This window comes from Flavobacterium rhizophilum, assembly GCF_046000485.1.
In the GTDB taxonomy this organism is placed as follows: domain Bacteria; phylum Bacteroidota; class Bacteroidia; order Flavobacteriales; family Flavobacteriaceae; genus Flavobacterium; species Flavobacterium rhizophilum.
This window is the reverse complement of sequence record NZ_JBELQB010000004.1, coordinates 1-19,416: the sequence shown is the minus strand read 5'-3', so window position 1 is coordinate 19,416 and position 19,416 is coordinate 1. Positions and strand designations below refer to the sequence as shown.

24 protein-coding genes are annotated in these 19,416 nt (G+C 35.9%); 9 read left to right on the top strand and 15 right to left on the bottom strand.

All coding sequences use genetic code 11. The annotated features are described in order from the left end of the window. Nucleotides 1-178 precede the first annotated feature (178 nt). Genes ABS768_RS05850 through ABS768_RS05840 form a run of 3 tightly spaced genes read left to right on the top strand, consistent with a single transcriptional unit; the run spans nt 179 to nt 3,033 of the window. Nucleotides 179-895: an outer membrane beta-barrel protein gene (locus ABS768_RS05850; protein ID WP_408074040.1), complete on the top strand. Its 717-nt coding sequence runs from the start codon at nt 179-181 to the stop codon at nt 893-895. Nucleotides 896-898: 3 nt separating this feature from the next. Beyond that, a complete protein-coding gene (locus ABS768_RS05845) occupies nt 899-1,888 on the top strand; it encodes a hypothetical protein (protein ID WP_408074039.1) in 990 nt (329 codons plus the stop codon). Beyond that, nucleotides 1,885-3,033, top strand: coding sequence for a BamA/TamA family outer membrane protein (locus tag ABS768_RS05840; protein WP_408074037.1), 1,149 nt, complete (start codon nt 1,885-1,887; stop codon nt 3,031-3,033). The genes ABS768_RS05845 and ABS768_RS05840 overlap by 4 nt, the downstream gene beginning before the upstream one ends. A 1-nt stretch (nt 3,034) precedes the next feature. Here ABS768_RS05840 and alr read toward each other — a convergent pair whose 3' ends face one another. After that, entirely contained in the window at nt 3,035-4,180 is a 1,146-nt protein-coding gene (alr, locus tag ABS768_RS05835; protein ID WP_408074035.1) for an alanine racemase, read from the bottom strand. A gap of 2 nt (nt 4,181-4,182) precedes the next feature. After that, on the bottom strand, nt 4,183-5,301 hold the full coding sequence (locus ABS768_RS05830) for an amidohydrolase (RefSeq protein WP_408074034.1): 1,119 nt from the start codon (nt 5,299-5,301) through the stop codon (nt 4,183-4,185). A 278-nt stretch (nt 5,302-5,579) separates the two neighbouring features. Here ABS768_RS05830 and ABS768_RS05825 point away from each other — a divergent pair, with 278 nt between their 5' ends. Both ABS768_RS05825 and ABS768_RS05820 read left to right on the top strand, forming a co-directional pair. Then, nucleotides 5,580-5,864, top strand: coding sequence for a cystatin family protein (locus ABS768_RS05825; RefSeq protein WP_408074033.1), 285 nt, complete (start codon nt 5,580-5,582; stop codon nt 5,862-5,864). A 246-nt stretch (nt 5,865-6,110) separates the two neighbouring features. Next, nucleotides 6,111-6,491, top strand: a complete 381-nt coding sequence (locus ABS768_RS05820; protein ID WP_408074032.1) for a YegP family protein — start codon at nt 6,111-6,113, stop codon at nt 6,489-6,491. 4 nt (nt 6,492-6,495) lie between these two features. On the opposite strand, the gene rlmF is transcribed toward ABS768_RS05820, so the two are convergent. The 7 genes from rlmF to ABS768_RS05785 form a co-directional block, all read right to left on the bottom strand. Continuing rightward, a complete protein-coding gene (gene rlmF, locus ABS768_RS05815; RefSeq protein ID WP_408074031.1) occupies nt 6,496-7,437 on the bottom strand; it encodes a 23S rRNA (adenine(1618)-N(6))-methyltransferase RlmF in 942 nt (313 codons plus the stop codon). 79 nt (nt 7,438-7,516) lie between these two features. Then, nucleotides 7,517-8,077, bottom strand: a complete 561-nt coding sequence (locus tag ABS768_RS05810) for a DUF4256 domain-containing protein (RefSeq protein ID WP_408074030.1) — start codon at nt 8,075-8,077, stop codon at nt 7,517-7,519. After that, entirely contained in the window at nt 8,067-8,465 is a 399-nt protein-coding gene (locus tag ABS768_RS05805) for a DoxX family protein (protein WP_408074029.1), read from the bottom strand. The genes ABS768_RS05810 and ABS768_RS05805 overlap by 11 nt, the downstream gene beginning before the upstream one ends. Before the next feature lie 7 nt (nt 8,466-8,472). After that, nucleotides 8,473-8,940, bottom strand: a complete 468-nt coding sequence (locus ABS768_RS05800; RefSeq protein WP_408074028.1) for an SRPBCC family protein — start codon at nt 8,938-8,940, stop codon at nt 8,473-8,475. Then, entirely contained in the window at nt 8,940-9,269 is a 330-nt protein-coding gene (locus tag ABS768_RS05795) for an ArsR/SmtB family transcription factor (protein WP_035134557.1), read from the bottom strand. The genes ABS768_RS05800 and ABS768_RS05795 overlap by 1 nt, the downstream gene beginning before the upstream one ends. A gap of 313 nt (nt 9,270-9,582) precedes the next feature. After that, nucleotides 9,583-10,308 (bottom strand): LytR/AlgR family response regulator transcription factor, encoded by a 726-nt coding sequence (locus ABS768_RS05790; RefSeq protein ID WP_408074027.1) that lies wholly within the window; start codon nt 10,306-10,308, stop codon nt 9,583-9,585. Beyond that, a complete protein-coding gene (locus tag ABS768_RS05785) occupies nt 10,305-11,348 on the bottom strand; it encodes a sensor histidine kinase (RefSeq protein ID WP_408074026.1) in 1,044 nt (347 codons plus the stop codon). The genes ABS768_RS05790 and ABS768_RS05785 overlap by 4 nt, the downstream gene beginning before the upstream one ends. Nucleotides 11,349-11,550: 202 nt before the next feature. Here ABS768_RS05785 and ABS768_RS05780 point away from each other — a divergent pair, with 202 nt between their 5' ends. The 4 genes from ABS768_RS05780 (at nt 11,551) to ABS768_RS05765 (ending at nt 15,130) form a co-directional block, all read left to right on the top strand. Then, nucleotides 11,551-11,910, top strand: a complete 360-nt coding sequence (locus tag ABS768_RS05780; RefSeq protein ID WP_408074025.1) for a hypothetical protein — start codon at nt 11,551-11,553, stop codon at nt 11,908-11,910. 50 nt (nt 11,911-11,960) lie between these two features. Continuing rightward, nucleotides 11,961-12,659: a hypothetical protein gene (locus ABS768_RS05775; protein ID WP_408074024.1), complete on the top strand. Its 699-nt coding sequence runs from the start codon at nt 11,961-11,963 to the stop codon at nt 12,657-12,659. Nucleotides 12,660-12,670: 11 nt separating this feature from the next. After that, nucleotides 12,671-13,726 carry a S1C family serine protease gene (locus ABS768_RS05770; RefSeq protein ID WP_408074023.1) on the top strand — a complete coding sequence of 352 codons (1,056 nt, stop codon included), beginning with the start codon at nt 12,671-12,673 and terminating at the stop codon, nt 13,724-13,726. Nucleotides 13,727-14,464: 738 nt separating this feature from the next. Next, nucleotides 14,465-15,130 (top strand): SDR family NAD(P)-dependent oxidoreductase, encoded by a 666-nt coding sequence (locus tag ABS768_RS05765; RefSeq protein ID WP_408074022.1) that lies wholly within the window; start codon nt 14,465-14,467, stop codon nt 15,128-15,130. A gap of 145 nt (nt 15,131-15,275) precedes the next feature. Here ABS768_RS05765 and ABS768_RS05760 read toward each other — a convergent pair whose 3' ends face one another. From ABS768_RS05760 to ABS768_RS05735, 6 genes are all read right to left on the bottom strand, one after another. Then, the gene (locus ABS768_RS05760) at nt 15,276-15,806 is read right to left on the bottom strand and encodes an aldehyde dehydrogenase family protein (protein ID WP_408074021.1); all 531 of its coding nucleotides are present in this window, start codon (nt 15,804-15,806) and stop codon (nt 15,276-15,278) included. Nucleotides 15,807-15,963: 157 nt separating this feature from the next. Then, nucleotides 15,964-16,572 (bottom strand): hypothetical protein, encoded by a 609-nt coding sequence (locus ABS768_RS05755; RefSeq protein WP_408074020.1) that lies wholly within the window; start codon nt 16,570-16,572, stop codon nt 15,964-15,966. Nucleotides 16,573-17,031: 459 nt separating this feature from the next. Beyond that, nucleotides 17,032-17,685, bottom strand: a complete 654-nt coding sequence (locus ABS768_RS05750; RefSeq protein WP_408074297.1) for an IS1 family transposase — start codon at nt 17,683-17,685, stop codon at nt 17,032-17,034. Between the two features lie 188 nt (nt 17,686-17,873). Next, the gene (locus ABS768_RS05745) at nt 17,874-18,416 is read right to left on the bottom strand and encodes a hypothetical protein (RefSeq protein ID WP_408074019.1); all 543 of its coding nucleotides are present in this window, start codon (nt 18,414-18,416) and stop codon (nt 17,874-17,876) included. Between the two features lie 65 nt (nt 18,417-18,481). Next, nucleotides 18,482-18,769 (bottom strand): hypothetical protein, encoded by a 288-nt coding sequence (locus tag ABS768_RS05740; protein WP_408074018.1) that lies wholly within the window; start codon nt 18,767-18,769, stop codon nt 18,482-18,484. A gap of 203 nt (nt 18,770-18,972) precedes the next feature. Continuing rightward, nucleotides 18,973-19,416 (bottom strand): RHS repeat domain-containing protein (locus tag ABS768_RS05735; protein WP_408074017.1); only part of this gene is annotated, 444 nt, incomplete at its 5' end.

Below are 19,416 nucleotides of genomic sequence, written 5' to 3'. Positions count from 1 at the left end.
GCGTTAGCTCTACATTATGTCAAGATGACTATAACAATAAATCAATGTTAACATTATTAACTAAACGTAAATCACTTATAAGTAAATAAATAATCCCTAAAACAAAAAAAAGACGTAACTTTAACAATAACAAGCCCTTAACCCCAAAGAACCGGTTAACCTAAACCAGCCAATAATTATGCAGAAGTTACAACCTGCCCGTCGGTTCCTGTTCGTTTTACTATTTATCGCCTGCCCCTACTTTGCTTCAGGACAAGCCGTAATAGCACTTTTCTTTGGAGATAAAATATCGAATGACAAAGTATCGGTAGGATTATACTTTGCCGGACAGTCATCATATATAACCAATACCAATAACAGCAAAAATGCAAATGGTCTTGCTATTGGTGCCTATACCGACATTAAGCTTAAAGGTAACTGGATGATAAGCAATTTTATGTCTTTCAAGTCGCCTAAAGGGTTAAAAGAAATTCCGCTAAACTATGAGATAATCCCTAACGGAATTTATTCGCCAAATGCTACCATACACCGCAAACTGGTATATTTTGAAATAGTCCCGCTTTTACGGTATAAGTTTACACCATCATTCAGTGTGGCATTAGGCCCACAGTTTGGAGTACGGATAGGTGCAAAGGACTTTTATATAGACGAACGCGATGACGGGTCTACGGAAACTGTGGAATATAAAACCAAAGACTATCTGCACAGGTTTGATGCCGGTTTTGCTGCCGATATCCAGTATGTACTTAAGGAGGGAAATGGCATACACCTCAATTTAAGATTCTGTTCAGGCTTAACCAACATTTACAAAAGTAATGTACCCTTTACAGGTGTGAACCAGTATTTTCATTTTGGTGTGGGAATCCCTATAACCGGTAATAACGAAACAAAGTAGCCTATGAGACAACCTTACTACTTATACCTGCTCGTATTACTATTTACCTGTCATATTGCCGCTCAGGACAACAGGCAAACGTACACCGATAGTATTGCGAACTCCCAGTGGCCTTATAAACTACCCGCATGGGCACAGCGTATAACCAAAAAAGGAATAGATATTCCATATCCGTTTGGAGTAATGGTAAACTACATTAACGCCTCACAAAAGGTAGAGATATCTGATTTGCAGGTAGGCATTAACGATTTGGAAAAAGTACCGCTTGACTTCATAAAATTTGGCGAAGTACAGGCAAAAGTACAAAGTATTAATACACGTATAGATGTATGGGCACTCCCCTTTGTTAACTTTTACGGAATTTTTGGAAAAACATGGGCCAATACTTCAGTTGAGCTGGTTTACCCTATTCGCTTTAAGACTGAAGTCGATTTTAACGGCCGTATGTTTGGAGCAGGTATAACTGTGGGTGGCGGATACAAACACGTTTTTGGAACTGTTGATTATAACAATACCTGGACCAGCTTTGACGAAATTGACGGACCAATACACTCTCACATGGTAACACCCCGCTTTGGCTATATTTTTCAGTCTAAAAGGCACCCTGAACGAAATTTGGGCTTATGGCTGGGAGCCCAGGGTTTATTTATAAACCGTACTACCGAAGGATCTATAAACTTAAATGATCTTAATATAGGCGGTAATCCTATCGACTTTGATGTTGAAAATACGGATTGGTACCAAAACCTGAGTCCGGCACAAAAAGTAGTAGTCAACCAGCTGACGCAAAAAATAAAAGACAAGCTGGAAAATGCAGATGTATCAGACACTTCTATAAATTATTCCCTAAACAAGGAAGCCACTTCTCACTGGAGTATGTCTGTTGGAGGACAATACCAGCTTAACCATAATTTTCAGTTTCGCTTTGAGGCTGGTTTCTTTGGTGGTCGACAATCTATTTTACTATCCGCTAATTACAGATTTGGCCTATGATGAAAAGATATTTACTTTATATACTATTACTCCTTTCAGCAGCTATTTATGCTCAGGACAAAAAAGAAAAAGTGAAGGTAAGCATGCGCGATTCCCTGGATGGAGCGTTTGACATGAGCGATTACCTCATATATGCGCACGGCTTTATTGCCGTACCCACTATTATTACCGAGCCTGCCTTAGGTAGTTTCGGGGGCGCACTTGTACCCGTTTTTATCAATAAAAAAAAACCTTATGTAAATCCTAAAACCGGGAGGATAACTCCTGTGCGACCGGAAATAACCGGAGCAATGGGAATGTATACTGCAAATGACAGCTGGATGACAATGGCCTTTAGGAGCGGTACTTTTGCTAAACAGGGAATCACCTACAGGGCAATGGCAGGATATGGGAGCCTTAATATCTCTTTATATGAAACGCTACCCGGATTTGGTGAACGGGAATTTAAATTTCATTTCAACACTATCCCGGTTTATCTTCAGGCCCTTAAAATTCTTAATAATCCCAAATGGAGTGTGGGCGGAAAATATTTCTTTCTTAAAACAGAATTATCACTACCGGGAGAAAATCTTCCTCAATTTATACGAAACAAAGAGATAAACAGCATAACCAGTCAGCTTGGCGGAATCATTCAGTATGATGACCGTGACAATATCTTTACTCCTGATAAAGGCGTTAGATTACAAGGCAGCTTTTTCTGGTCAGATAATATTATTGGTAGTGATTTTGAATCATGGCGCATAAACTATTCTGCTATTGGCTATAAACCCATAACCAAAAAACTGATAGGAGGTATACGTATTGAAGGAACTAACGTTTTTGGCAGTCCTGCTTTTTTCCTGAAACCTTCTGTTGATTTAAGAGGTACTGCAAAAGGCCGTTATCAGGCCGAGAACACTTTAGTCACCGAAGGCGAGTTGCGATGGGATGCCTACAAACGATGGAGCGTTATGCTTTTTGGCGGTTTAGGCAGTGCCTTTGATAATTATAACCAGATGTTTGACAAACCTCTTGCTTACGGCTACGGAACAGGGTTTCGTTATCTTATTGCCCGTAAGTTTAAGCTACGTATGGGTATAGACGTAGCAAAGGGTAATGAACAATGGGCTTACTATATTGTTTTTGGAAGCAACTGGCTAAGATAAATTACACCACAAACCTTGGTATATCCATAGGCAGCCTTGTTAACAGCTCATAATTTAACTGGCTGCTTAATTCCCCAAACGAGGCTACTGTAATTTCCTGCTCACCCTGTTCACCTATTAAGGTTACCTTATCGTTTATCTTTACATTGGGGATATTAGTTACATCAACCACCACACAGTTCATGTTTACGGTCCCTACAACAGGGGCTCTCATTTCATTAATAAGTACATGCCCTGTATTGCTGAGGCTTCGGCTAAAACCATGAGCATACCCCACAGGTACCACAGCCACATGTATTTCCTGATGTGCAAAGTAAGATGAACCATACCCAATAAACTCTCCCGGAGGCACGAGCTTTAAACTCATTATCTTACTTTCCCAACTGATAATACGCCTTAACGGAGACTGTACCGTTTTATATTTATTAAGGTATTCTATTAAAATTTCCGGACTGGGCCAAAAGCCATACTGCATAATACCTATACGTAGCATATCATAATGCATATCGGGCAGGCGAACGGCCGCAGCACTGCAACAGGTATGAATCATATTAGGCTCGAGACCTAAATTTTTAAACTGCTTTACAGCTCTTTTGAAACTGATTTTCTGTTTTTTTACACGGAAGTAGTTGGTAATACTCTCAGCTCCTGCAAAATGCATACACAGCCCCTGAAAAACCAGTGTATCGGTATTATTCTTAAACGTATCTGCCAATTCGGGAATCATAGCCTGCTCAAACCCGGTGCGGTACATACCCGTTTCGATCTCAATGTGTACCAAAGCCTTTTTATCTGTATTAGCCGCTGCTTTTATGGCTGCATGCAGCCGCTCCATATTAAAAACATAAAACTGTATATCGTTCTCAATAGCCCATGCAAGATCTTCATCTTCTATAGCCCCCATTATCATAATGGTAGTATTTTTAGCTGATGATTGTTGTACCCTAAAAGCCTCTTCGGCATTAAATACCGAAAAATGGTTTACACCACACTGCTCAGCCATAGTTACATACTCTTCAATTCCGTGGCCATAAGCATTACCCTTTACAACGGCACTTAATTTTTTATCTTTAAAATATTCCCTTAAAAAATCCCAATTACTCTTTAAAGCATCTTTGCTTAGTTTAACATGGGTGGATTTCATCATAATTATTGTGCTTTTCTCTGTATTTCAATAAACATTTTAATTCCCGTTTGGGTTATCTCATCCGGATAATCGTATTCGGGATGATGAAGTGGTTTACAATTCTCGCCCGACCCAACACCAAACATTGCCCCCGGAAACAGGTTGGTAAACACCCCAAAGTCTTCACCAAAACGGAAACCTTCATTGAGATTTTCATATTCCAGTTGGTTCTCATCTGCAGCTTTATGGATTATTGCGACTGCATCAGGATGGTTTTGATTAGATTCAAACGGCTCAATCATTTCAAAATTTACCTGTAACCCTTCCTGCCGGGCAAGACCGGAAGCTATTGTTTTGGCTTTGGCAATGGTATCGTTAAGCCTTTGGTTATTATCGGCACGTATGGTTAAATGTACAGATCCTTCTCCTGCCGAAACACCATAAGCTTTCTCTCCCATTTCCATATATACCGGAGTGATGGTTATATATTCGGGTTTGTTTTCCATATTAAGCTGAAGGGTTTGCAGCATAAAGCTACTCATGGCAGCGGCAGGGTTTTTACCATTCCACGGTTCGGCAGCATGTGCGGTATACCCTTTAAAGTAGGCTGCAATACTTACTACACTAGAAGTAAAGCTTTCTGTTTTACATACTATTTTATGCTTTTTGAACCCCGGAAGGTTATGTAAGGCAAATACCATATCAACATCCAGCGACTTAAAAAAAGGATCATCGGCTACATTACGCGCGCCCCAGCCGTTTTCTTCCGCAGGCTGAAATAACAGGTATACATTGCCTGCCTCAGGGCGTTGTTTGGCATAATGACCCGCAACACCATACATTATAGTAGTATGTCCGTCGTGTCCGCATTTGTGGGATACCCCTGCAGTTTTGGAGTTATACGATAAATCGGTATTGGTTTCCAGTATGGGCAGTGCATCAGTATCGGCTCTCAGTAAAATATTCTTACCGGGCGCAGTACCGTAAAAACAGGCAATAATACCCGTATTGGCAATCTTTTCAAGCCTGTCGGGCTTTAAGGGCTCCAGTAAACTGAGTATGTATTTTTGAGTATTGTATTCCTGTTGTGAAATTTCAGGATTTTGATGCAAATAGTGCCTTACAGCGGTTAAGTTTTCCATAATTACTGTTTAGGCTAATAATTATACTAAAAATTAGGCAGTTAAAAAAGGATTTAGAGAACTCCTTTCCTTTTTAACATATTTAAGTAAAAGTACGGGATTTTTTAAAACCGTAATTTTTACGCAGATATATATGTTTTTACCTTACTAACTTAGCATAGCTAATCAATTGATTTACAAAACAAAACGTGGAACAGATAACCACTTAAATAAACGGGCGGTATTTATTTCTGAAAAGCCTAACGAGTAAGAAAACCAACTAAAAAATTATTAAAATTATGTCAACTCAAAATTCAGTAGAAGCAACATTAGTAGGAGGATGGACTCCTTTTCATCCGCTAACTGCACAAGATCAGGCAGTATTTGACAAAGCAATGCACGGTTTTGTAGGTGTAAAATACACTCCACAAAGCGTATCTACACAGGTTGTCGCCGGTACAAACTACCGTTTTAAATGTACAGCCTCTATGCCACCTGCAGAGGTAGTATGGGAAGCTATCGTTGAAATTTTCCAACCTCTTAACGGAGGAGCTCCTTACGTCACAGGAATTATAAGACTATAGTTTTAAAACAACAACTTTCGTCCAACGGAAAATCCGCTTTATACTGTATAGTATTGGCGGATTTTTTAGTTTCATAACCCTGCTGATTAAAAAATATTTAGCCATTGTTTAGGTTTTCACACCTCATTTTCTTGATAAATATTAGTTAACACACCTTTTAACCACCCCTTATTTTAGTTAGATTTGTACTATTAAGAGCCACGTAAAAACAAGTCTAAGAAAAAAATTATTGCAGGAAATATGGGGATGTTCGTGATAAGTAAACGAAACAACGGAGATTATAAATTTGTTTTCACATCCAGAAAGGGAAAAACGATTTTTACCAGCATAGGCTGTAAGCAAAAATCTGATTGCCAAAGGATAATAGAAGCCATAACAGAAGATGTCCATAAGTTTACTTTCAGGAAAAACGCTACACCGTCGGGCAAACATTTTTTCAGGCTCTCTATTGGCGGACTCGTACTGGCTACCAGCCGTAAGTATTCTACCCCTTTAATGCTGCAAAAAGGGATTGACGAAATTATTAAATATGTGATTACCGCCGAGATACTAGACTTCTCTGAAGGCGAATCTATTTTCCCTCCTGAAGAAGAAGTGTTTTTGAGTGAGGAAGCTAAAGCCAGTTAAGTTTTTACCAATTTTTCAGTTCACTTTCACTCAAAAATGTCCAGGCTACAATACGTGTAGTTTTATTACCTGTACCCATAGCAATGGTTTTGGTTTGGGTTACCCCTATATTGCTTAACGCCTTATAAATCCCTTTTAGATTAGCTTCTTTTGAAACAAGCGTGGTAAACCATCGACAGTTTTTGGCTGCTTTTTTACTTTCGACAATCATGGTGGCAATAAACTTATACTCCCCTCCGTCATAAATAAGTTCGTTGCTTATACCTGCAAAGTTAAGTTGCGCTGACTTTACTTTTTTTCCCTGTAGGTTTTTAAGTTTCCTTAGGGTTCCCTTTTGGGCATCCTCTGCCGAAGCATGAAAAGGAGGGTTACAAAGAGTTGCATCTATCCTGTCGGTGCTGTTTATTATACCTGTAAAAATATGTTTAGGGTTTTGCTGTTGCCTAAACTCTATATTTCCCTTCAGTTTATCATTAGATTCGGTTATCTTTTTTGAAGATGCTATAGATTCCGCACTAACATCACAGGCTATAAACTTCCAGCCATATTCGGCTACCCCAAGTATAGGATAAATACAGCTCGCGCCAACCCCTACATCAAGGCAGGTAACAGTATCCCCCACAGGGATTTTACCGTTATTCCCTTCTGCAAGCAAATCGGCCAGATAATGAATATAATCTGCCCTCCCGGGTATGGGAGGGCACAGGTTTTCATCAGGAAAGTCCCAATACTCAATACCATAATAATGGTTAAGCAGGGCTTTGTTTAATAGCTTTACCGCTTTTGGATTGGAGAAGTCAACCGATTCATCGCCAAACTTATTCGGTTTAATATAACCTGCCAGTTCAGGGGTACAGACTTTAAGCGCATCCAAATCATATCGCTCCCTGTTTTTATTGCAGGGATGTAATTCTGATTTCTGCTGTTTGCTTTTATCTGTAGGCATATTATTTCTTTTGGCGGAATAGTTAATTATCCGGCATCAAAATTCGGTAAAAAAACGGTATAAAGCCAACGCTAAACTATTAAACCCTTAACAAAGCCCTAAAGCCCCTGGCAGCATAATACGATTCGGCACCATTATGATACATAAAAACCGTATCGTAACGACGGTCGCAAAACACGGCTCCGCCCAGTTGCCTTATACTATCGGGCGTTTTAACCCAACTCGATGTTTTGGTGTCAAACTTACCCAGTGTTTGCAACTCCCTGTACTGTTCTTCGGTTAAAATCTCTACGCCCATAGCCGCTGCAACATCAAGAGCACTGTCTTTAGGCTTATGTTCTTTTCTTGACTCAAGTGCGGCACGGTCGTAACAAAGGCTCCTGCGTTTTGGGCTTTCGGGAGAACAATCGTAAAAAACATACTCGCCTGTTTTGGCATCAAACTCTACAACATCAGGCTCGCCTCCAGTTTCTTCCATAGCGTCTAGCGACCATAGTTTATTAGGATTGGCCTCCAGCTTTTCCTGCACCTTATCCCAGCTTATACCCTTATGCCTCGCCATATTTTTCTCAAAACGGGTTTTGAGTACCTTTAATAATTCCTGCGACTGATCTTGTGATAATTGATTTTTACTGCTCATTACTTATCGTTTTTAGTTGGTTTGTTTTTCTTGATTCAGGCCTGAAATACCATGATAACACGGTAAGCACTATCAATAATACCGGACCAAACAGTTCTCCCGCCGGACTGCCTGATACAAAATGAGACACAACTGCCCCCGTCATGGCAAAAAAGAACCCCGCATAAGCCCATTCCTTAACAACAGGCATTTTAGGAAGGAGTACTACCACTACTCCTAAAATTTTCCATATCCCTAAAATTGTGAGAATATAAACCGGATAGCCTAACTGGGTTATCTTAGCTACTTCATCTTTTATTTTCAATAGCTGCACTATCCCTGTAGAAAGCATGCCTAAAGCCAGCCAAATGGTAGCAATCCAGTAAATGATTTGATTACGTTTAGTCATAACTCCCCTATTTTAGTTTTTCTGTTATTTCCTGTAGTCGGTTATGTGCCATATTAAGCCCCTGTGCAAACGGAAGCTGAAGCATTTGGTTTCGCATTGCTACCGACCTGTACACGATATGCATAGTAAGCTGACTGGTATCATTAGTCAGTTTTTCAAACTCCAAAAACTCCAACTGCACCTCAAAAGGAGTGTTTTCCATTTCGAAGGTGCGTACTATCTTTTTATTTGGTTCAAACTCATGAAAGGTACCATTAGCACTAAATACCACATGGCCTTCGGGACTGGTAGTTTCAAACCTGTAACTGCCATGTTTTTTAGCTTCCAGCTTTACTATGTTTGTTCCCATCCACTCTGCAAATAAACCGGCATCTTCATAAGCTTTGAAAAGAAGTTCTACCGGTAAATCAAACTTTCGGGTAATTACAAGCTCCTGCCGGTTGTCTTCGGCATGAATTTTTGTTTTTAATTCCATTATTGTTCGTTTTTTGATTGATAATTCTTCATTACATCCTCAAGCCTGTTAAACCTTTCATCCCACATTTTACGAAACGGTTCAATAAACTCAGCAATCTCTTTCATCTTTTCGGGGTTTAGGTGATAGTATATCTCCCTCCCGTTTTGCTCAGGCCTTAACAACTGGCATTCGGTAAGTATCTGTAAGTGTTTTGAAACAGTAGGTCTTGCGGTATCAAAATTTGAGGCTATAGTACCTGCGGTCATTGCCTGTGTAGCCACCAGCATAAGAATCGACCTTCTTGTAGGGTCGGCTATTGCCTGAAAAACGTCACGTCTTAAATTCATTGCGTAGTTATTTGACTACAAATATATATGTAGCTATTTAACTACGCAAATAATTTCAGAAAAAAGATTAAAGATCAAGGCTTTTAAAAAAACTCTGATTCTAAACAAAGATTTTTTAACTTGTGGAGAAGATGGGACAATTATCGAACTTTTTCATGAAGGATTTAGATGCTTTTCTTTTATAATAAAATTAGTGCTAAGGAGGGCATAGTATAACTTCCGTCGTTCTATGGTTTAGGTTTCAAAAGCTTGAATCAGCCTAAAGAATCTTAGGATGTATTGAAGTTGCACATTTTTAAGAAAATATTAAATATTAATCGCTTAACAAATTGAGTTGATCAATTAACTTAAGAAATTCTTCCCGTTTATTTTTGCTTATTATGGCTGTATGATTTTTTAATTTAATTATATTACCTTCAATGCTGTCTATATGATTAATATTGACAATGTGAGAACGATGAATTCTATAAAAATTGGAGGGAAGCAACTCTTCTAATTTGCTCATAGACTGCAATGACATAATTTTTTTTCCCTGAACGGAAATAATTTTCACATAAGGTCCCTGACCATTTACTACAATTATATCTTGAAATGCAATACTGATGATTTTACTATCAGCCTTAATAAAAAGTTTATCTGTAGTTTGAGAAGGTAAAGTTTTAGAGGAATCATTTATTTTAGAATCTTTTAAAGAAATAACTTTGGTAATAGCTTTATAAAAACGCTCAAAATCTATTGGTTTTAATAAGTAATCCATAACATCCAATTCATAGCTCTGTACAGCATACTCAGAATATGCAGTAGTAAGAATAGTGGCTGGCCTGTTAGGTAAAATTTTTAGAAAATCAAGACCTGTCAGGTCAGGCATTTGAATATCAAGAAATAAAATATCTATATTATATTGCTTAATATGATTGAGCGCCTGCAGAGCAGAATTACAGGAAGCCACCAGTTCCAGCTCAGGTACTTTACCAATATAATCCTCAAGGATTTTTCGGGCAATAGGTTCATCATCAACAATAAGACATTTTAGTTTCATAATTTTATCTTTAAATTAAGTTGATAAATATGGTTTTCCCTGGTTATATCAACTTCATGTTTTTCAGGATAATTAGCTTTTAGAAGTTTTAGTGAATTTGTAAGTCCGATTCCCATATGATTCTTTGAAATTCCTTCAAGGTCTTCTTTAAAGGTATTTTCTGTTCTAAAAATAAGTTCATTATTGTCTACTTCAAGACTAATTTTTATCCAACCTTCTGTATTAGTTTCTAAGTCGGAATGTTTAAAGCAGTTTTCAATAAAGTTTATAAGAATCATAGGCGCAATCATATGACTGTTTGTAATTCCTGCATGGTAAAAATCCACATTCTGAGAATCTTCGTGTTTAAGTAATTGTATACTCAAATAATGTTCTACCAGTTCTTTCTCCTTAGTCAGTAGTACTTTGTGCTGGTTACAATCATATAGCAAATAGCGTAATAACTTTGACAATTTTGAAATCATTTGGGCAGCTCTTTCATCTCTCAGGTAAGCTAGCCCGTAAATATTATTCAGAGTATTAAACAGGAAGTGTGGACTAATTTGACTTTTTAATAATTTCAGTTCAGCCTCAGCTTTTTCTGCTTTCTGCTCAATTTTTTGAACAGCATTATGATAATAGACACGTGCTATACGGATACTGGCCATAAAGAATACTCCAAGTATCACCATTAATACCCATAATGCTATTCTAACTGATTTGGGTGCATATTGGTTACTGATTTGTGTTAATCCCAAGGCTTTAGCCATAAAGGTATGTGAATAAATCCCGATTCCGAAGAGAATGATATTTATACCAATTAATAGCTCTAATTTTCGGTTTAGTTTACCTTCTTTCGCTAAGTATTCAGGAAAGAGCTTATAACCAAAAAGCCATATAGTAAGTGAACCAAAAAAAACATAAGTAATCAAATAGTATATAGTATCTGCAAAACTTCTCTGAAAGGTCAATACAAAACTGATAGCTATATGCATCCCAAACCAAAAGATGTAAGGTCCGGCTTTGAGAAATTGCTCTGTTTTTGATAATGCTTTACTCATGACACAAAATTAAAATCATATTTAATTGATTCATAATCTAATATATGAAATAAAGATTTAAGAGCATGAATGCTCTATTTTGATAATTAAAAGTCTTTGTTAACTTCAATATCAATTCAGTTCATTTATATGAAAGTTTCGTAAATTTTTTTTGTTGTCGATTTGTAATGAAAATAGTTTTGCCTCGAAATTAAATTATATAATGATGAAAAATAGCATTCATTTAATCACAATTATTCTTTTAGTAATGTCAACACATCTCTTCGCTCAAAATAAGCAAGATGAAATTGTTGCAGTTTGGGATACAGGTGAAATAAAGGTTGAAATCTACAAAAAAGATAGAAAATACATAGGAAACCCTATAAACTCAGAAGGAGAGCGAAATCAACAAATCGAAGTACTTAACCTGGAGTATAAAGAAGGTAAATGGGTTGGTAAAATATATTCTAAAAAGAGAGGAAGGCTATTAGACGCTCAATGTCAGGTAAAAGGAGATAAGTTGCTTATTGAGATAACTGCACGTTTAATATCTGCAAATCTGAAGTGGAGTCGGGTTGAATGATGATTACAGATTTAAATTTGTTTTTATGAAGTATTCAAAACTAATCTAAAATGAAAAAACATATTTTTTTGGTTGTTTTTTTAATAACTACAAAAGTTATTCTTGCCCAGGAAAGTAAGTACTATTTTGGAATTTCCTACGGGAAAAGTTTTCCGATAGGGAATTTTAAAGACGATGACATCCATAATTCAGATGCAGGTTTTGCAGAAAACGGTAAGAAGTTAGATATCTATGCCGGAAATGTTTTAAATGAAAGTGTGATTTTAACATTTACTTTTCGTTATCAAACTTTCGATACAGATATTGATGCACTATTTAAAGATTTGGAAACAAACAATCAAGGGACAAGCTTTACAGGTAGTTCAGATTCCTGGCAAACCTATTATCTTTTAACAGGTGTAGCATATAAAGTAAATATCAGTGAAAAATTCAGTTTTTATCCACGCGTTGGATTAGGGCCTATGCTCGTTTCCAATCCTAAATTCTCAATAACCGGAACTAATGGGAACATCAATAAAGAAGTAAATCGTTCGAGTAAAATGGGAATTGGATTGGGTTATGAATTTGGCATCGGATTTAAACGTGATATAGGTAAGAACCTTTGTTTAATTCCAACCTTTACTTTTAGTAGTGGTTTTGTCAAAATTTCTGATGTTGAGACCACTAATGATAATACAGTTACAACTTCAAATTATAAACCTAAAATTTTGACATTTAATTTAGGACTATCTCTAGCCTATAAATTTTAAATTATAATATAATGAATAAAATCAAACAAGCTACTCTAATCAAAAGGCTAATCTTTTGTATGGCATTTTTTTGCTCAATAACTGCAAGTAATGCTCAGGAAATAACAGCACTTTACAAACAGGTTAACAAATCTGTTGTAACTATAATAACAGAATCCAGAATCCTTAATGATAATCAACAATTAGTAAAGGATGAGAGTATAGGCTCAGGTGTTCTGATTTCAAAAAAAGGAGAAATTTTAACTGCTGCTCATGTAGTGGATAATGCAGAAAACATTACTGTTAAATTCATGAATGGAGAAGAAATACGGGCAAAAGTTATTAAGTCTGCTCCTGTTGCGGATATTGCGTTATTGGAACTGTATTGGATGCCTAAAGAGTATGAAGTGGCTAAAATTGGCAACTCAGATGAGGTATCTGTAGGAGAACAAATTCTTATTCTTGGAGCTCCTTACGGTATAGAGCACTCTCTTTCTGTAGGCTATATTAGTGGTAAGCGCAAACAAGTGACAAGAACTTCCGAATTCGTCATTAATGAACATTTTCAAACAGATGCCTCTATTAATAGAGGAAATTCCGGTGGGCCAATGTTTAATTTGCAAGGTGAAGTCATTGGAATTTCAAGCTATATTATTACAGAATCAGGAGGTTTTCAGGGCTTGGGTTTTGCAGCTACCTCTAATTTGGCCAAAAAATTAGTAATAGACGGTAATAGAAGATGGACAGGAATAAGCGGTTTCATTTTAGATGAAAAATTAGCATGGATTTTAAATGTGCCCATTAATGGAGGAATACTTGTTGAATCTGTAGTCAGATTTTCACCGGCAGATTTTGCGGGAATTAAAGGCGGATTTGAAAATATTGATATCAACGGAGAGCGATTAATTGCCGGAGGTGATATTATCCTTTCTGTAAATGGTTTTCCATTAACAAGAGAATCTTTTGAAAATCTGGATGAGGATAATCTAGATAAATCAAATTTCTTTGACCAGAATGTATTTGTGCTTAAAATTTGGAGAGGAGGAAAGGTTGAAGAGGCCAAAATTAAATTTGAGGACCAGAAGTAATATTACAACTTAAAAATAAAAAAATATGAAATTAAATATCAATCAATTACATTTCATAAAAATTGAGAAGCTTAGTAATTCATATATTGTTTCTTTAATTGATACCAAAGAATATGAAATAATTAAAGGATATGGTAAAACTGTAGTTGACGCTTTTAATGATATGCATCATAATTTAATATAGTTTGTGTTTTAAAGCTTAGGTTTACTTTTGAGTTATTGGGATGTTGAAGAGAGATATGGTATTCAGGTTTGCTTCGATTTTGTTATATAAATAACAAAAAATCGCCTTTTGCAAACAGCAAAAGGCATTTGTGGACTTTCCCGGACAATTTTCGAACACCTTCATAGAAGATTTGCTACTGTTGGCAAGGCTTCCGGCATAATGGTATTTATATTTTAAGATAATGTTATGATGTGTTAAGAAAGAAAACTTGCATTGATATTATTTTTTTCTCGCAACAATGATACGAGAAATAGCTGTTTAAATAATTTAGTAATCTCGTCAGTTTTCACCTCTAATAAGAATAATTTAAGACCAGAACAAATCCATTGAGAACTATATGACATTCTCTTTCCGGCATTAAATTAACTGTTATATTTTACTCATTTACCGAGCTGTACAACAAAGCGATTTTGAGCCGTACAGCCAACTCTCGGTTTTATTACAAGCGTAATTTTGTAGGTAAGGTTTAGATACACCAAAGCTTTGTAATTAATCCTATAATTTTTATTAAAATGAGAAACGTTCTGATAACCGGAGCTAATAAAGGCCTGGGCTATGAATTGGCCAGACACCTTATGAGAGAAGGCAATTATGTGTATCTAGGTTGCCGTAATATTGAACAGGGAAAGAAGGCACTATCCGACCTGCAAAAAGAAGGATTGCATAACGGTGAGCTGCTGGAGATTGATATCTCGAACCAGGAGTCTGTTAGGAGTGCCGCTGAATTATTTGACAATAATGGAAACAAGTTAGATATACTTATAAATAATGCCGGTATACTGGGAAAGAGGCAAAATCAGGATGAACCGCTCAATATTGATGACGTACGGGAAGTGTTTGAAACCAACTTCTTTGGGACGGTTATGATTACCGAAGCTTTTTTACCGTATTTGAGGGAATCCTCGCTACCTGTAACTGCAAATGTCACCAGCGACCTGGCCTCACTGACATCCCATAAGGATCCCGACTGGATACTTTATAAGGCCAAATCAATATCGTACGGGCCATCTAAAACTGCACTAAATGCCTATACGGTGGCCCTGGCGTACGAATATAAAGATTTGAACTTTAAGATTAACTGTGTAACCCCGGGTGGACGGCTACAGAATTTAATGGTTCAGTGGTGGCAGGACACCTGCAGAAAACTGTCTGATACTGGCTCGTTACGCTATGCTTGACAATGATGGTCCTACAGATTGCTTCTTTGGCGAGAAAGGTGAATTACCATGGTAAACCAAGGAGTTGCATTTTAGCTGAAAAGTAATCCGTTATTAATCCTTATCAGGATTTAAAAAGGCCGGTTAATCCGGCCTTTTAAGTATTTTATTGCTGAATAATTGTCTTTACTTCCAAAAAGTCCTCAAGGCCGTATGTTTCGTTCTCCCGTCCGATTCCAGAATCCTTGTAACCTCCAAAGGGGGCAAGCGGATCGTGTTTTAAGATATTAATAAGTACACGCCCCGTATTTAATTGCACTGCAATTTTCCTGGCATGTGACAAATCTTGTGTACTAATATAAGCCATTAGCCCGTAAGGTGAGTCATTGGCTATCGCAATGGCTTCCTGTTCGCTGCTATATGTTATAACACTCAATACAGGTCCGAATATTTCCTCGCGAGCGATTCGCATCCGGTTGCTAACCCCTGTAAATATTGTGGGCTTAACATAATATCCCTCATGGAGACCTTCAGGTTTTCCGGGACCGACAAAAAGTAATTTGGCTCCCTCATTCAGTCCTATAGTAATATAGCTCTGAATACGATCGTATTGCTTTTTACTGGCGAGCGGACCTATTTTGACTCCCTGGGTTTGTGGATGGCCGACAGCAAAGGTAGGGGCTAGTTCAAGAAGCATACGTTCTACTTCAACTAGCCTTTTTCGGGAACAAGTAGCCTGGAACCGGCAATACAGACCTGATAGACTGTCTAGAATTTCCTCTTAAGAAAACTTCAGCCATAAATTGCTGCTAACGTTTATACAATGTTAGCTGTAGCTTTTTTTATTCGCCATTTTATATATTTCTCAAATATTGTTCCATTAAATTTATATGCGCCATTTTCGTGAGTGCCCAGCCAAAGTTCCCCGTTGTGTTGTCTTTGTATATGCTGAATAAAGCAATTTGTTTGGACTTTTCTTGAATTGGATAATGTGTAATTTTAGTTCCGTCATATTTCCAAACTCCATCACGATAAGTTAAAAACCACAAATTGTTCTCGTTGTCTCTTACCGTTGAAAGATACTCATTTAGGCCTATTGTATTTTTTCCATCTAAACTACCTATGCTTTCATGTCTTGTATAAAACTTATTGCTTTTTAAAGTTGTGCTGTCGTATACACTATAACGTTTTTCGGTATTGAACCAAAAGTCGCTATTTTTGTCTTCAGTAATTGAACGCACTCCATTTGCTCCTTCATCGCGAAACTCTGTCTCATCTTCTTCTGTAATCCATTCGAATGATTTTCCATCGTAATGACACACTCCAACTGGATTTGTACCAAACCAAATGTTTCCATTTCTGTCTTGTTTTTGAGGGTAAAAATTACAACATAATGGTTGACTATAAATAAGTGTCTCCTTTTTTACCATACAAATTAACCTTATTTTTACTGGTTTTCTCACTTATACAGTTTCTTATAGATAACCATTCCTCGTTATAAAATTAAAACCATGAGATAAAATATTTTTTTGCAATACCATCAACAAGCGCCTTAGATTTACCATTATTTTTGTCTGGAGAATATATTCGCCTGCTTCTTTATTATAATCAAACTTACCAATCATATCAGTCTTATCCCAGTGGTTTTATACAAAATGAAGTTTCCTGACTCTTCATCGTAATGATATATCTCTTCCACCGGGATCAACATACTTAATTGGATTATTTTTACAATAAACGTAAGAACTCCAGCCAGGTTATTTATCTGCCAATGTATATACTCCATTTAGAATCATAATACCTAGCACTGTAGGCATACATGTTAAGCCTCAGCTCGTCTTGCAGTTCCTTGCCGTTATACTTACAAGAATTTGAAAAGTTGTCCAAAGAACGTTTTAAAGTATAAACCTATAATTTAATTCTCATATCCAAAAGTAAATCTTCAAAACTGAAATTAACACCAACAAGCTTTTACTAAAACAAATTGTTCGACGATTTAATCGCTTAAGATGAGTTCTTAAAGTTAGATTCTTCCTTTCAATATTATTGGTACCAAACCGTTTTACAGAATGTAAATCCCCATCAATCAAATATCTATAGTTCTTTAATTTATCAGTAAATACCTTTTTAGCTTCTGATAATTTTAAAGTATCCACGACACGACTCAGCGTTTTATTTGTTCGTTTTCCAACATTAAAACTCACAACAGTTTTAGACTTCTTATCTAAAGCATAAACCAACCATATAAAATTTCTTTTGTGCCTGATGTAAGTACACATTTCGTCAACCTCATAAATTTTCCCTCTACTAATAACTGGCTGATGAATATTTCTGGCAATTGAAACAATTCTTTTCAATACTGTTGTAGTTGAAATTTTCAATATTCTTGCCGTACTTCTTATTCCCAAACCTTCTTTGGTAAAAATGATAATGTTTTTATTTGTGCTTGGTTTACAAGCATTGTAATTGTATTTATTTTGTTGTCCTTTTCTGCAAATAGTGCATTTATAGCGTTGACTTCCATTAATTTGAAATCCATTTTTAATACATTTTCCATTACAAAAATTACATTCGATTTTTACCACCTATTTTGATACATTAAGTTATTATAAAACATTTTTAAGGCTCTTTAAAACCTTAAAAATAAAAGAGACGACCTGTTAGTCGTCTCTTTTTTAATCAAAATTTTTAATTTAACACTGTTTTTCAAATGGTTACATTGTAATTTTATCAAAACACCTAATCTGATAAATCATCTAAGATATCATCTAATGCCTTCTGTCCAATAGGGTACATCATAAAAGTATTGATCTAAACTTTTATTTATATACTCATATTCAAATTTATTTTTTATGTTATCTATTAATGTTAAAAGTTCTGAATAACGCAGATTATTTAAATTCAAATTTATATTCATTTCATTTATTTTTTTTGCTTTTTCAATATGTACTTGTTTATCTTTATATGTGTATTTATAAATATGAAACTCCTTTCCTCCTAACATGGATATTGAGTAAATTGGCATCATTTTATCATCCAAAACATATAAAGCATAGGGTGCAAAATCTCTAGCTTTAAAATCTGGTGAAATGGAGACTACTGCAAAAATAAGCTTATACTTTTTGTCAAATAAAATTCTTGTTTTATTATAATCTGTTACTACTTTATAATTTCTATCTGAAAAAATTACTTTACATCTTTCCAAACGATCTTTTGAATAATCATTAAATGTTGAATCACATATATAAGCATTATCGATAAGTTTGTTAATATCTGATAGAGTAGTCAATTTAATTTCTTTATCCATACATTCATTTTCCTGACAATTACAACTTATTACAAATAATGTAATAATACTACTTAACATTTTCATCATAATTTTATCTTTTTAGTTCCTTCTATTCTTTGCTTTCCAAAATAATCATTTGTTCCAAGGTTCTGTGTAATCATACCTCCCTTACTACTAATTGTAACATCATAAAAATAATTTTTTACTCCCTGCTTATTCATCCATAAAAACCCACCCCATTTTTGACGATGTAAGCCTTGATCAAAAATAAAACTGTTATATTCAAGTGTAGGACATGAACTTGAAAGAGTATAATTTAAAAATAAATTTCTATTCGAATTCCCAACAAAAAAATCAGAAAATTTATCCAATGCATTTTTTCCTTCGTCATGAAGAGGTCTATCAGGCTGTAGAGAATCTCCTACAATTGAACAAGCTGTAAAAAGTATATTAGCATCATCTGTTAATAACCCCCTTATATATTGTAATGATTTATTTTCTTTAGGGTCAACCGTGCTGTCTTTAAATGTATTATCTAAAAACGCTTCACCTGTTGTTCCATGTGACCTCCATACTAAATTTTAATAACACCTTTTTTATTACCATACATGCTTTTTAGTATATCTTCGGTCTCTTGTGGATTTGAAACAGCAATCCAATCATATTCTCCAGATTCTTCATTCATTTTTTTATAATCAATAGATTTATTATCAAGTGTAAAAATTAATAAATTTTCGCTACCAGTTAATTTCCCTTTTTTAGGGTCTATCGGATCCTCTCCTTCCATTCCAGTAGGATCAATATATCTAATTGGATTATTTGCACAATAAGCATAAGAACTCCAGTCAGAATACTTCTCCGCCAATGGATCTACTCCTATAAACATACTCCATTTTGGGTCATAGTATCTGGCTCCATAGTAATAATTCCCAGTTTCCTCATCATATTCCTTACCGTTAAACTTAAACGGCGTGTTAAAGGAATTGATATGCTCGTCAACCAGCATTTCTCCAAAAGG

Bases quoted from the DNA above. Each gene is read 5' to 3' on its own strand.
- ABS768_RS05795 (WP_035134557.1), bottom strand. From the start codon at position 9,269: ATGAATTTAAGACGTGACGTTTTTCAGGCAATAGCCGACCCTACAAGA.
- ABS768_RS05780 (WP_408074025.1), top strand. From the start codon at position 11,551: ATGATGAAAAATAGCATTCATTTAATCACAATTATTCTTTTAGTAATG.
- ABS768_RS05830 (WP_408074034.1), bottom strand. From the start codon at position 5,301: ATGGAAAACTTAACCGCTGTAAGGCACTATTTGCATCAAAATCCTGAA.
- ABS768_RS05745 (WP_408074019.1), bottom strand. From the start codon at position 18,416: ATGGATAAAGAAATTAAATTGACTACTCTATCAGATATTAACAAACTT.
- ABS768_RS05850 (WP_408074040.1), top strand. From the start codon at position 179: ATGCAGAAGTTACAACCTGCCCGTCGGTTCCTGTTCGTTTTACTATTT.
- ABS768_RS05785 (WP_408074026.1), bottom strand. From the start codon at position 11,348: ATGAGTAAAGCATTATCAAAAACAGAGCAATTTCTCAAAGCCGGACCT.
- alr (WP_408074035.1), bottom strand. From the start codon at position 4,180: ATGATGAAATCCACCCATGTTAAACTAAGCAAAGATGCTTTAAAGAGT.
- ABS768_RS05840 (WP_408074037.1), top strand. From the start codon at position 1,885: ATGATGAAAAGATATTTACTTTATATACTATTACTCCTTTCAGCAGCT.
- ABS768_RS05825 (WP_408074033.1), top strand. From the start codon at position 5,580: ATGTCAACTCAAAATTCAGTAGAAGCAACATTAGTAGGAGGATGGACT.
- rlmF (WP_408074031.1), bottom strand. From the start codon at position 7,437: ATGCCTACAGATAAAAGCAAACAGCAGAAATCAGAATTACATCCCTGC.
- ABS768_RS05790 (WP_408074027.1), bottom strand. From the start codon at position 10,308: ATGAAACTAAAATGTCTTATTGTTGATGATGAACCTATTGCCCGAAAA.
- ABS768_RS05770 (WP_408074023.1), top strand. From the start codon at position 12,671: ATGAATAAAATCAAACAAGCTACTCTAATCAAAAGGCTAATCTTTTGT.
- ABS768_RS05765 (WP_408074022.1), top strand. From the start codon at position 14,465: ATGAGAAACGTTCTGATAACCGGAGCTAATAAAGGCCTGGGCTATGAA.
- ABS768_RS05845 (WP_408074039.1), top strand. From the start codon at position 899: ATGAGACAACCTTACTACTTATACCTGCTCGTATTACTATTTACCTGT.
- ABS768_RS05800 (WP_408074028.1), bottom strand. From the start codon at position 8,940: ATGGAATTAAAAACAAAAATTCATGCCGAAGACAACCGGCAGGAGCTT.
- ABS768_RS05760 (WP_408074021.1), bottom strand. From the start codon at position 15,806: ATGCTTCTTGAACTAGCCCCTACCTTTGCTGTCGGCCATCCACAAACC.
- ABS768_RS05810 (WP_408074030.1), bottom strand. From the start codon at position 8,077: ATGAGCAGTAAAAATCAATTATCACAAGATCAGTCGCAGGAATTATTA.
- ABS768_RS05805 (WP_408074029.1), bottom strand. From the start codon at position 8,465: ATGACTAAACGTAATCAAATCATTTACTGGATTGCTACCATTTGGCTG.
- ABS768_RS05775 (WP_408074024.1), top strand. From the start codon at position 11,961: ATGAAAAAACATATTTTTTTGGTTGTTTTTTTAATAACTACAAAAGTT.
- ABS768_RS05820 (WP_408074032.1), top strand. From the start codon at position 6,111: ATGTTCGTGATAAGTAAACGAAACAACGGAGATTATAAATTTGTTTTC.